A 12,272-nucleotide genomic window follows, 5' to 3' on the forward strand; every position below is an offset into this window, starting at 1 on the left:
GCGCTGGCCGCCGGGCGGGCGCGGCCGCCCGCGCTACTGTGGATTGAGGGGTGTTACTTGGCAATCGGCAGCAGCATTTGCCGCTCGACTTGCAGCGAGTCCGGCTGGCCGACGTACTTGGTCTTCTCCAGCCACGCCAGCAGCCCTGCGCGGAAGCGCAGCGTGCTGGTGCGCGACCACAGCGACGCCGTCTGCCCGCCCGCGCTGATCGTGATGTGGCCGGGCTGCTCCTGGGCCTTCACCTCGCCGGCGGATAGGCGATCCACCACGCCCGCCTGCGAGCCGGCGCTGGTGCTCTCGGCGATGACGCCCTCCGGTGTGCGCAGGATGCGCGTGACGACGAACTGCGCTTTCAGCGTGCTCCAGACGGGCTCGACGATGTTGCCCATCACGTCCCGCTGGAACTTCGTGACCACCCAGAGCCGGTCCGCGGCCTTGACCGGCGTCTCCTTGGGGAAGACGAACCGGGCCATGATGCGCTCCAGGCCCAGGCCGGCGCTGGTCGCACGGCCGCTGTTGCCGGCGGCGCCCCAGTAAGCCACCCGCACGCCATCGGGCGACCACCCGCACCCGCGCAGGAACAGGTCGGGCGCCTCCTTGCCGGTGTCGGCCAGCAGGCGCGAGTCCTGGCCCGAACCCGGCGCCACGAAGACCTGCTTGTCCTTCACATACAGGATGGCCTGCGCATCGGGCCGCCAGGCGGCGGCGCGGACGCCCCGGTCCACGATCACACCCTCGGTGGCCGAGACGCCCAGGATGAGGGAACCCTGTGCGTCCACCTCCAGCGTGCGGCCGCTGCCGTCCGGGGCGGGCAGGCCCCCGGCCGCCACCCGCGGCGCCCCGGCCGTAGCCTGGCATGACACCGCATAGGTGGTGGGGGTGCTTCCCCCCCAGACGGCGTATACCTCTCCTGCGGCCGCTCCGGGCCGCAAATCCAGCCACTGCCCCTGATGCAGCTCCAGCAGCCGGCGGGGCTTGCCGCCGGTAAGGTCCACCACATACAGCAGCCCCACCGGACGCTGTGCGTCCTCGGTCGCGTAGACGAGTTGGCCATCCGGCAGCCACGCAAGCTGCAGCGCCTGGGTGATCGCGACGGGCTCGCCCACCCGCGTCACCATCTGGCTCTCAAAGTGCACGAGGTTCAGCTCGGCCCGGTCCTGCCCGCCGATGCTCACGCGCTTCCACAGCGCCACGCGCTTGCCATCCGGCGACACCGCGAAGCGCGGGGAGGCCACCTGCAGCCCCACCTGCATCGCCTGGATGGTATTGGGCACGCACAGCACCACCGGCGTCTGCGGCCATTCCAGCCACCCGCCCACGATGGTGAAGCCTCCCGGCAGGAAGGCCACGCGGTCCACCATCGTCTTCGCCAGCTCGGCCTGGTCCACCAGCACCAGTTGGCCGACTTCCGCCTGGTCGAGCGCAAAGACGGAGGACGACACGATGACGAGCGCGAGAAACAGACTGCACCGGAACATGGCGACCTCCGTTCAGTGAGCTTCAGAGGATGCCGAGGATGAAAAACGAGGATGTCGAGGATCAATCTGGGGTCTGACCCCTAGACCCATCCTCGCCATCCTAGCCTTTCATCCTCTCCATCCTCTGAAGCTCAGTCTGTGCCCCTCGCCGACCCAGACAGGATGACCTCTACCTCGTCGCCGATGCCGAGGTCGCAGACGACATAGCTGCCGCCCGGGACGAACTCCGTGAGTCCCTTCGCGTCCTGGAGCACGAAGGCCTGCTCCGTCGCCGACTTCAGCCGCCATTCCCTCCCCTCCGGCGACGGCCGCACGGGCTTGCCGTCAAAGAGGCCCTTGTTCACCCGCAGCTTCATCACGGGGGTCTGGCTGGCGAAGCTGCCCTGCGCGGCAGCCACGCTCTGGATGACGCCCCGGGCCACGAGGAGCGGCATGTTCAGCGTCAGGCGGACCGCGCCGCCGGACAGGGCCTCGACCTTCTCCACGGTATAGACCGAAGTGTAGCCATATGAGGGGTTGCGCACCAGCAGTTTCCTGCCCACCAGCTTCGCCCCGGGAGAAGGGCTGCCGGGGCTGGTCTTCACCGCGATGGCTGCCTGGGCGACGTTCGCGGCCGTGATCGTGCCTCGGTAGGCGCCGGGCAGCTTGAGGTTGCAGCCCTCCGCCGTCAGGCCGCCGCCACCGACCAGCATACCCGTAGCGAAGCGGCCGCCCACCGCACGTAGCGCAGCGAAGCGCCCCTTCAGGATGATCTCCTGGTCACCCAGCTTCACCCGCCGCTCATGCGCCTCGTCCGGGCTCACGCTGCTGATGATGACATCACGGCGTGGCTGCCCGTTGCCGCCCTCGGTCTCGACGAGGAGCGCCGTGGTCTCGCCCGGCCGCTCGCCCGCACCGGCGACGACGGGCAACTCGGCCACACTCCGCACAACGGGCTGGCGATTGGTGGGCTCGAAGACCGTCGCAAAGGTGCTGATCGCCTGCGCGTCGGACGGGCGGTCGCGAAGGATGACATGGCCCTCCAGTGGCGCCTGCCCGCGCACTCCGTAGCCCTCGGAGACGGCACGGATGAGTTCGCGCCCGAGGGCGCCGACGGTGTGCATGACCAGCCGCACCGGCTCGCTATCGCGCGCCTGCAACACCCCGCCCACGGCTGCGTACGTGCCGTCGTTGCGCGCCCAGAAGTCGTCGCTCAAGGGCCGGGTGAAGTCGGCGACGATCGGCTGCCCGCCCTCGGGCGTGATGGTGAAGTCGCTGTAGTCCCAGGCGTAGTTGTAGTAGTGCAGCAGGCCGACGGAGCCCTGCTCGGGTGCCGCGCCGGTGACATCCACGCTGCCCGAGGGCTTCCCGCCGACGGTCATCGCGGCCTTCCCGCCCTGCACGACGATTTTGACGGGTACAGGCTGCCCCACCGGGAAGCTGCCGGCAGGCATCATGATGACCCGACGGTCGTTCACATGCCGCGGGTCGGTGGCGAAGACGAACACGCAGCGCTCCTGCGGGCCGCCGGCCTGCCCCGTCCGGGTGATCTTGAACTCGACCGTGCAGTTGCGGAAGCTCTGCCTCGTAAGCAGATAGCGGTCGCCCTGGGAGGTGCCGGTGGTCGGGGCCCACTGCGCCACCAGCGGCCGCTCGGAGCTGGTGCGCTGGACGTCCCATAGCCAGCCGTACCCGCCCTTGCTCATGGGCGCGACCTCCTCCCCGGCGAGCGTGCCGCGCTCCTGCTTCACCCAGTTCAGGGCCGGCGTCTCGCCGGCCCCGGCGCCCTGGGCCGGCGAGACGCCGGCGCTGGCGATGGTGAGGTCCTCTGGCTTGCCCAGCGAATGGAAGTGGTAGTCGCGCGTCTTGCCCCCCGCCACGCGGAAGAAGTCCACCACATACAGCGGCTCGCCCTGTTCATCGCGGACGACGCCCACCGTGCGCCGGTACAGGCTGCACTGCGGGTAGGCCCTCTCCGCCGAGGCCTCCACCACATCGCACAGCGGCTCGGCGGCGAAGAAGTGCAGGTTGCCGATGACGTAGCCTTGCTGTCCCCGTTCGTCCACCATCACCGTGCAGTGGCTCGCGGTGTTGGTCTCCCAGCCGCCGTTCTTGATGTCGGTCCAGGTGGTAGGATAGCCCAGGTCGGCGCTCAGGTCATAGCCATAGCGGAAGAGGTTGATCGCCAGCTTGTCCGGGTGGCCGTGGGCGTACTGGCCCTTGCTGAAGGTCATGGGGACGTGCAGCCGCGTGGCGGCTGTGCTGCCGGCACGCAGAATGGCGATGCCCCCATCGTCGAAGATGTGCGACGACGGAGACTCCGGCTTCGTGGGCCCCGAGCCAGGCGGGGTAAGCGGCGACCCGGCGTGGAACACGAGCCAGGCGTCGGCGGTGCTCTCGCGCAGACCCTCCAAGTTTCCACCGCTGGCGGCCAGCAGCCTGCACAGGTAGATGTCCCGCCGCGACGGCAGCCGCAGCAGCGCCCGCTCGTCATACGTGCTGTACGCCGGCGTCTCGCGCAAGCTGCGGGAGCGCGAGCCCCCCACGTCGCCAATCTGCGGCACGCGGCCGTCGCAGTCCACATGGCGGATGAAGTCGAACAGGGCGCTCATGCGGTAGTCGGGATCGTCGTACAGGTCCAGGGGCTTGCCCCGATACGGCACCCCGTGCAGCCATTCGGCGATCTGCAGCGGCGTCTGCGCGTTCCCCAGGTTGTAGCCCGTGCTGTCGTAGATGAACTTCCCGTCGCGGAACCACGAGTTGGTCAGAAGCACCCGCAGGCCGACATCGCTCTCGAGGACCTCGCGCGTGATCTCCTCATTCCCCAGCGTCGCGGCCAGCGCCGCCAGCGCCGTCATCTCATACATGATGAAGTCGCCGTCGAAGTAGGGCATGCAACGGTGCAGGTACTCGTAGATGTAGCCGAGGAGATTGCGCTGCAGGTTGAACTGCACGTCGGCAGGGGTGATCTTGCCGTCGCCGTTGTAGTCCCCCGCCGTCTGCTGGGCCGCGAAGAACCGCGCCAACTCCTCGTCCTGGCCCACCGCATCCCAGATCAGGTCGCAGGCCTGGATCAGGTTCTGCACGAGAAAGCGCTCGAAGGTCTGGCCGATGTAGCCGTCCTGGCGCTGGGACGGTCCCTCCACGCAGCCGTCGTAGAAGCGGTAGACCTCGGCGAGGCGGCCCAGCATCACGGCGCACTTGTGGGCATACTTCGCCTCGCCGGTGAGGGCATAGGCCAGGGACAACTGCGTCACCGGCGTCCCGCCCTGGTACAGTGAGCCGCCGTCGCCCTCGTACGGGCCGCTGAAGAGCTTGCCGATCAGGAAGTAGCGGTAGGCGGCCACGAAGTAGTACCGCCGCCCCGGATGCAGGAAGCCCTCGGGGGCGAGCCAGCCATTGCCGTCGTCACGGACGGTGACGTCCGCGCCGGTCTGCGGGTGCTTCACGAGCGCGCCGTCGTACCACTCCTCGCCGCCCTTGCTGCACTTCCAGACATACGGCTTCTCGATGGTGGCCCGGAAGACGCCGCGCGCGCCGCCATGGATGGGGCAGCCCTTCTCGAACTGCGGGCATAGCGCGCGCGGGTTGCCCTCGGGGATCAGCTTGTAGATCGCCTCATCGCTCTGCCCCACCCACCAGTCGGCATCCTTGAGGACGCGGTCAGCGAACTTGCGCGCCCACGGCCGCGTGGCGAGGTTGCGCTGCCCGCGCTCCAGGTCCTCGCGGTTGATGACCCCCATGAAGCCGGCGGTCTTGGGCTTGGCCATGACGACCGCAAGCTGCGGCGCGACGCGCTGGTCGGCCTCAGCCTGGCGGGCAGCGGCGAGGTTCGCGACGATCGCCATCCGCAGCGCGGCTACATCCACGGTCGCGGCCGGCTCGACGGGCTCGCCCATCACCTGCACCTCGCCGAGGCGCAGCCGCCGGTCGGCCTCCGGGTGTGCCTGCCCGGCCGGCTGCGTGACAGCCAGTGCCGTGACGGCCACCGGGTCGAGATCAATGGCAACCGATGGGGCATCCGCCGGCGGAGTGACCGTCTTGAGGTCCCCCCACTTACCGTCCTGCCAGCGCCGCACGGTGATAGTGAGTGGTGGCTTGCCGCCGCCCCAGTGGATGACGACCTGCCGCACCGTGACCTGCCGCGGGAAGATGAGTGCGAGGGTGTGGCTGTACTCCCAGTTGTCCGAAAGCCACGAGGTCTCGTTCTTGCCATCGCAAGCCAGCCACGGTTGGGAACCGTCCACGCCCCAGCGGTCGCGGTGCTGGCTCTCGGCGACAGCGACGCCCCCTGGGCCAGTGGCGAGGTTGGCAGCCTGCACGGTGGCGCCTCCGCACAGCAGCATCAGCGGCACAGCCCACGGAACAAAGCGGCAATGACGGCACATGGCAATATCCCTTCGCTGAGCTTGAGAGGATGGTGACGATGACGGCAGGGATATCGAGGATAGACGACATGAGTCGCTGATTAGCCGGCCCCCAGGCCTTGCCGTATCGTCTCCATCCTCTCGAGCTCAGTGATCTCCATCAGCTCCCTGACGGGATGACCACTCCCGCCCGTGGAGCGTCTGCCCCCCCAGCACCACCTCATCCACCCGGATCTCCCCTCGCACCGAGTTGCCGATCACGACCTCCTCAGCCTCCCCCAGCATCTCCGGCGTGAGGTGCGCCTCGACGGCCGCGTGGCGGGCCATGAAGTCCGCGCGCCAGATGCCCGGCAGCAGGCCATCCGTCAGCGGTGGGGTGAGCCACTGGCCCCCTCGCCTCACGAACAGATTGGATATCGCGCCCTCGGTAAGGTTCCCGGCCTCGTTGCAGAAGACCACCTCGAAGTAGCCCCCGGCCATGGCGCGCTCGCGTTCGGCATCATACAGGTCGCGCTGGTTGGTCTTGTGGTACAGGAGGCGGTCTGAGGAGTCCGTGCCCACCTGAGAGATGAGTACGCGCACTGGCGGCTCGGGCGGCGGCGGGAGCGGGCGGCTGCTGAAGCTCAGCCCACCCTCCTGGTCCAGCTCCATGCGGACGATGGTCGCATCATCTGCCTCATGGGTGCTCACCCACGCTCGCAGTGCCTCCCGCGCCTCGTCCGCCGCGAACGGGAAGCCCCAGTACGCCGCCGACTGTGCCAGGCGGTGCAGGTGCTCGCTCTCATAGGCCACACGGGCCGCGTGGGTCGCGTGGGCGCGTGTGTCCTCACACGCGCATCCTTTGGCCACGCGAGGACACGCGGCCCCACGCGGTCGTCCGGCCCCACGCGGCTCCGCGAGCATCGTCTCAAACAGTCGCAACTCCGGCGTCAGGCGCCGCGCGAACTGCGACTTGAGCAGCGTCTCCTCATACTCGCTCAGCGGGTCCGAATCCCACACGATGCCCGAGCCGATGCCGAGGTCGTAGCGGCCGGCGCGGTGCACCAGCGTACGGATCGGCAGGTTCAGTGTCCAGTCCCCATTGGGGAGGAAGAGGCAGACCGCCCCGCAGTAGACGCCGCGCGGCTCGGGCTCCAACTCGTGGATGATCTCCATGGTGCGCTGCTTGGGGGCGCCGGTGACCGAGGACCCGGGGAGGATGGCCTCCATGACGCGGCGCAGACCCACGTCCTCACGCACGCGACCCGTCACCGTCGTCGTCATCTGCCAGACGCTGCGGTACTGCTCCGCCTCGAACAGCACCGGGACGTCCACTGAGCCGATCTCACAGACGCGCCCCAGGTCGTTGCGCATCATGTCCACGCTCATGAGGTTCTCGGCGCGGTCTTTGAGCGAACTCGTCAACTCGTCCCGCAGCGCCGCGTCCTCCTCGGGGGTGCGCCCGCGCTTGCGCGTGCCCTTCATCGGCTTGGTCCTGAGGATGTCCCCGCGCTTCTCCAGCAGCAACTCGGGCGAGATGCTCACGATCTGCGCCTCGCCCAGGTCGAGGTAGGCCGCATAGGGCACGGGGTGCGACCGCACCATCGCCAGGAAGTAGTCCAGCGGGTCCAGATCAGCAGCGAAGCGCGCGTGGCAGGTGTAGTTGACCTGGTAGGTATCTCCGGCGGCGATGTACTCTTTGACGCGCGCGAGGGCGGCGCAGTACTCGTCGCGGGTGACGTTGAGGCGCATGTCGGGGACGGGACCCACCCCCGCCCCTGCGGGGCGACCCCTCCCCACGGGGGAGGGGTGAACGGCCGCTTCGTACACTCCGAACCAGTACAGCGGAGTGGGATTCCACGGATCGTGCGTCTGCAGCCCGAACACCCGGCCGGCCTCGTAGCACATGAAGCCGGCCACAACGTGCCCGGCGGCCAGTTCGCGCTCGACTGCGTCGAGCGCCGCGGGCAGTGCGTCAGGGTCGCGGCCGCTGATGACGCGGAGCGGGTCAGACAGCGAGATCGCGTGGGCGGGCGTCTCCTCACGCCCGCACTGCCCCCGTGAGGCCGTCGAACCCCACGCCTCACCGCAGAACAGGGCCGAGCCGGGCCGGCGCAACAGGTCAGTCATCAGGCACTTTCTCAAGCAAGATGGGTAGCATTTCGCAGTCGCCGGCCCCGTGCCCTGCCGGGCAGGAAAAGGGGTGTGCACGGCGAAGAGGGCGCGGGACGGTGACTTCCCCTCCGGAGCGATGACCTGATGCGCGATGCCATTGAGATGTGGCGCAGCACCCGCATGGTCGTGCTGACGGCGCTGTGTGCGGCGCTCTATGCGGCCCTGCTGATCCCCTTCAAGGCCATCGTGCTGATTCCCGGCCTGACCGAGGTGCGTCCGGCCTCGGCGCTGCCGGTCATCCTGGGGCTGCTCTTCGGCCCGGCCGCCGCCTGGGGCTCGGCCTTCGGCAACCTCATCGGCGACTTCTTCGGCACCCTCACCCCGGGCAGCTTCTTCGGCTTCATCGGCAACTTCTTCTTCGCCTACGTGCCTTACCGGCTGTGGGCGACCTTCAGCCGGCGCGAGGCCACCGGCGGCCTCCGCCAACTGCCCCTCTACATCTTCGTCTGTCTCATGGCGTCCAGCACCTGCGCGGCCATCATCGCCTGGGGCGTGGACCTGCTCGGCATGGCGCCGTACCATGTCCTTGGCACGATCATCACGCTCAACAATGCTCTGCCCGCGATTGTCCTGGGCGGGGCGCTGCTGCCCCTGCTGTATGCCCGCTCGCGGCGCTGGGGTCTGCTGGTGTCGCAGAACATGAGCGATGCCGACACCGCCCCAGGCCGGTTGGCCCCTCTGGGCGCGGTGCTGACCATCGGCGGCAGCCTGGCCGGTGTCGCCCTGGCCGTATTCATCTTCCGCCTGGGCGCCAACGGCCAGCCGCCGGCGTGGCTGCTCGTCCTGGGCTCGGTGCGAAACGCTGCCGGCGTGTGCGCGCTGTTGACAGTGGTGGGGGCGGCCCTGCTGGCCCGTCCGCCGCGGTGGCGCCGGAGCGCCGACCAGGGCCGCGTCGGCGCGGACGTCACGGATGCGCCGGGGCGTCCTGGAGGTCCGGCCCCACAAGACGGCCTCGCGGTGAGCCACCTCACCTTCCGCTACCCCTCCTGGGACACACCCGCGCTGCGCGATGTCTCCCTCGCCCTCGCGCCGGGCCAGTGGCTCACCGTCGTCGGCCCCACCGGCGCCGGGAAGTCCACCCTCTGCCTGGCGCTGTGCGGCGTCATCCCCCAGCTCCAGGATGGTGACCTGGAGGGCCGCGTGTCCGCGTGCGGCATGGACACCGCGGACACTCCCGTCCATGACATCGCCCTGCGCGTAGGCACGCTCTTCCAGCATTTCGAGAGCCAGCTCTTCTGCACCGACGTGCGGTCGGAAGTGGCCTTCGCGCTCGAGCAGCGCGGCGTGCCGCGCCCCGAGATGCTCCAGCGGGTGGACGAGGCGCTGGACGCGATGGGCCTGACGGAGCTGCAGCACGCCGATCCGGCCACGCTCTCGGGCGGGCAGAAGCAGCGGCTGGCGCTGGCGGCGCTGCTGGCGGCGCGACCCGATGTGTTGGTCCTCGACGAGCCGACGACCGACCTGGACCCGCAGGGCCGGCGCGAGCTGGTGGACATGCTCCGCCGCCTGTGCGCCGAGGGCAAGACGCTGGTGGTGGTCGAGAACGACCTGTGGTCGCCCACGGACACGGATGAAGGCAGCTTGGCTGCCGAGACCATGGCCGTGCTGGGGGAAGGAGCCTTGCAGGCGCGCGCGCCGGCGGCGGAGCTACTGCGCGATCCCGAGCGCTGCCGGAAGCTGGGCCTCAAGCCGCTGCCTCTGCCGGATCTGTTCGCTCGCCTGGGCAGCCTCGAGCGTCCGCTGACGGTCGAGGAGGCCGTGGCGGCCGCGCAGCGGGAAGGATGGCGCCTGGATGGATCGCGCGTGGGACATGGTGAAGGAGGGGTCGTGGGAGCGGTCACCGACCGCGACGGGGACGTCGAGGCTGGTGATCGGTCCCGCGGGGTCGCGGTCGGTGACCGCTCCCACGATCTTTCCACATCTGAGGCCATCATCGAGGTCGCAGGCCTCCGGCATAGCTACGACGCGGTCGAGGCGCTCGCAGGTGTGGACCTGGAGATCCAGCGCGGCGAGTTCGTGGCCCTGCTGGGCCCCAATGGCGCGGGCAAGACGACCCTGGCGCGGCACCTCAACGGCCTGCTGAAGCCCTCGGCCGGGCGGGTGTTGGTGGCCGGGCAGGACACGACGAAGACGACTCCGGCGCACTTGGCGCGCACCGTAGGCTATCTGTTCCAGGACCCCGATGATGAGATCTTCTGCCAGCAGGTGAGCGACGAGGTGGAGTTCGGCCTGCGCAATCTGGGCCTGCCGGCGGCGGAGCGGGAAGCGCGGGTCCGCGAGGCGCTGGCCTGGGTCGGCCTGACGGACAGGGCCGAGGCCGATCCGTTCACGCTCACCCGCGGCGAGCGGCAGCAGGTGGCCCTGGCGGCGGTGCTGGCGGTGCGCCCCGAGGTGATCGTCTTCGATGAGCCCACGACGGGGCTGGACGGGGTGGAGCAGGTGGCGATGATGGAGCGCCTCCGCGCGCTGAACGCGGAGGGGCACACGGTCGTGATGATCACGCACGCAGCATGGGCGGCGGCGGAGTACGCGCGGCGGCTGGTGCTGATGGGCGAGGGCGGGCGCGTGCTGGCCGACGGCACGCCGCGCGAGCTGTACGCCGACGAGGCGCTCCTGGCGCAAGCGCACCAGGTCGCTCCAGACGTCATCCGCTTCAGCCGCGCAGCCTTCGGCGAGGTGCTGCTGTCGGTGGACGAGGCCGCTGCCCGTTTGCAGCGGTGACCGTTCCGAGCGGAGTGTCGGCGCAGCCGATGGGGACCCCGCTCTACTCTACCTGGGCCGCCACCCACCCCAGGTACCCCTCGCTCCCCCGCTCGATCGGCAGCGCGATGATCTCGGGGACCTCGTAGGCATGGAGACGCCGGATCGCCTCCTCCACCGGCTCGTACATCGCCCTGGTCGTCTTGATGAGCAGCAGCCACTCCTCTGCCCGCTCGACTTGCCCCTGCCAGCGGTAGGTGCTGGTGATCGGGCCCACGATCTGCACGCAGGCGGCCAGGCGCTGCGCCACCAACTCGCCCGCGATCGCCTCGGCCTCCTCGCGCCGCTCGGTCGTCGTCTGCACCTGGATGAAGTCCGCCATGGGTCCGCTCCTGCGCGCGTGCTGTCAGCCTGATTGGCCTCGCGGCAGGATTCCCCCTCCCCCGCGGGCAACTGTCCTGCCCCATGGAGAGTCTTGCCACCCAGATCAAGCGCGCGGTCAATGCCGCCATCGAGACCGGGCAGACGCCCGGCGCCGTGGTGCTCGTGAGCCGCGGCCATGAAGTGCTGCTGCACGAGGCCTACGGGCAGCGCATGGTGCAGCCCGAGCCGCGTCCCATGCTCCCGGACACCATCTTCGACATGGCCTCCGTCACCAAGCCCTTCGCCACCGCGACCGCCGTGATGCAGCTCGTCGAGCAGGGCGCGCTGTCGCTCGACCGGCCAGTGTCGCACTGGCTGCCCGAGTTCGGCCGGCCCGGCGGGCCGGCCGACCCGACGTTGCGGCAGTTACTGACCCATTCCAGCGGGCTGAAGCCGTATCGCAACTATCTGCACGAGTGGGGCGACACGGTGCCCCCGGCGCAGCGCCGCCGCCGGGCCATCGCCGACATCGCCGGCCTCCCCCTCGACTACACGCCCGGCCAGGGCTTCGCCTACTCGTGCCTGAACTTCGTCGTGCTGGCCTCGGTGGTGCAGCGCGTGTCGGGGTTGGCCATGGATGCCTACTTCCGGCGGCACATCGGCGGCCCGCTGGGGCTGCGGGACACGTCCTTCCACCGGGCGGGCAAGACGAACTACGCCGCTGCTCGCTGTGCGGCCACCGAGCCCCTCCCCGAGGGCGTGCTGTGCGGCGTTGCGCATGACGAGATTGCCCGCTACCTCAGCGGCGTCGGCGGCAATGCCGGGCTCTTCAGTACCGCCGCCGATCTCAGCCGCTTCATGCGGATGATCCTGCACGGAGGCGAACTGGACGGTGTGCGCCTCCTGCGGAAGAAGACCGTGCGGACGATGACCTCCCCGGGGCTGGACCTGGGGAACTTGCAGCGCGGGCTGGGCTGGGACATGAACTCGACCTACTCGCCCTCGGTGCGGGGCAAGTACTTCCCGCGCCCGGGCGAGGGCGCACCTGCGAGCTTCGGCCACACCGGGTACACGGGCACGTCCGTGTGGGCCGACCCGACCAGCCGCGTGTATGTCATCATCCTCGCCAACCGCGTCCACTTCGGACGCGAGGTCAGTGTCATGGGCCTGCGGCAACGCATTGCGAACATCGTCGGCAAGCGCCTGATCCCGCGCGCGGGCAGCGCCTGAC

Annotated in this window: 6 protein-coding genes; 2 read left to right on the forward strand and 4 right to left on the reverse strand. The window is 69.6% G+C overall.

The window, feature by feature from the left end; genetic code table 11:
- Positions 1 to 53: 53 nt before the first annotated feature.
- From LLH23_06990 to pabB, 3 genes are all read right to left on the reverse strand, one after another.
- The gene (locus LLH23_06990) at positions 54 to 1,478 is read right to left on the reverse strand and encodes a hypothetical protein (GenBank protein MCE5238222.1); all 1,425 of its coding nucleotides are present in this window, start codon (positions 1,476 to 1,478) and stop codon (positions 54 to 56) included.
- Between the two features lie 131 nt (positions 1,479 to 1,609).
- On the reverse strand, positions 1,610 to 5,845 hold the full coding sequence (locus LLH23_06995; protein MCE5238223.1) for a heparinase II/III-family protein: 4,236 nt from the start codon (positions 5,843 to 5,845) through the stop codon (positions 1,610 to 1,612).
- A 126-nt stretch (positions 5,846 to 5,971) separates the two neighbouring features.
- The gene (pabB, locus tag LLH23_07000) at positions 5,972 to 7,933 is read right to left on the reverse strand and encodes an aminodeoxychorismate synthase component I (protein MCE5238224.1); all 1,962 of its coding nucleotides are present in this window, start codon (positions 7,931 to 7,933) and stop codon (positions 5,972 to 5,974) included.
- Positions 7,934 to 8,062: 129 nt separating this feature from the next.
- Here pabB and LLH23_07005 point away from each other — a divergent pair, with 129 nt between their 5' ends.
- Positions 8,063 to 10,699 carry an ATP-binding cassette domain-containing protein gene (locus LLH23_07005; protein MCE5238225.1) on the forward strand — a complete coding sequence of 879 codons (2,637 nt, stop codon included), beginning with the start codon at positions 8,063 to 8,065 and terminating at the stop codon, positions 10,697 to 10,699.
- A 43-nt stretch (positions 10,700 to 10,742) separates the two neighbouring features.
- Here the strand turns inward: LLH23_07005 and LLH23_07010 are convergent, their stop codons facing one another.
- Positions 10,743 to 11,060, reverse strand: coding sequence for a divalent-cation tolerance protein CutA (locus LLH23_07010; GenBank protein ID MCE5238226.1), 318 nt, complete (start codon positions 11,058 to 11,060; stop codon positions 10,743 to 10,745).
- Positions 11,061 to 11,143: 83 nt separating this feature from the next.
- Here LLH23_07010 and LLH23_07015 point away from each other — a divergent pair, with 83 nt between their 5' ends.
- Positions 11,144 to 12,271, forward strand: a complete 1,128-nt coding sequence (locus LLH23_07015) for a beta-lactamase family protein (protein MCE5238227.1) — start codon at positions 11,144 to 11,146, stop codon at positions 12,269 to 12,271.
- The last annotated feature ends 1 nt before the right edge of the window (position 12,272 follow it).

Source organism: bacterium (assembly GCA_021372615.1).
Taxonomy (GTDB): Bacteria; Armatimonadota; Zipacnadia; order Zipacnadales; family UBA11051; genus JAJFUB01.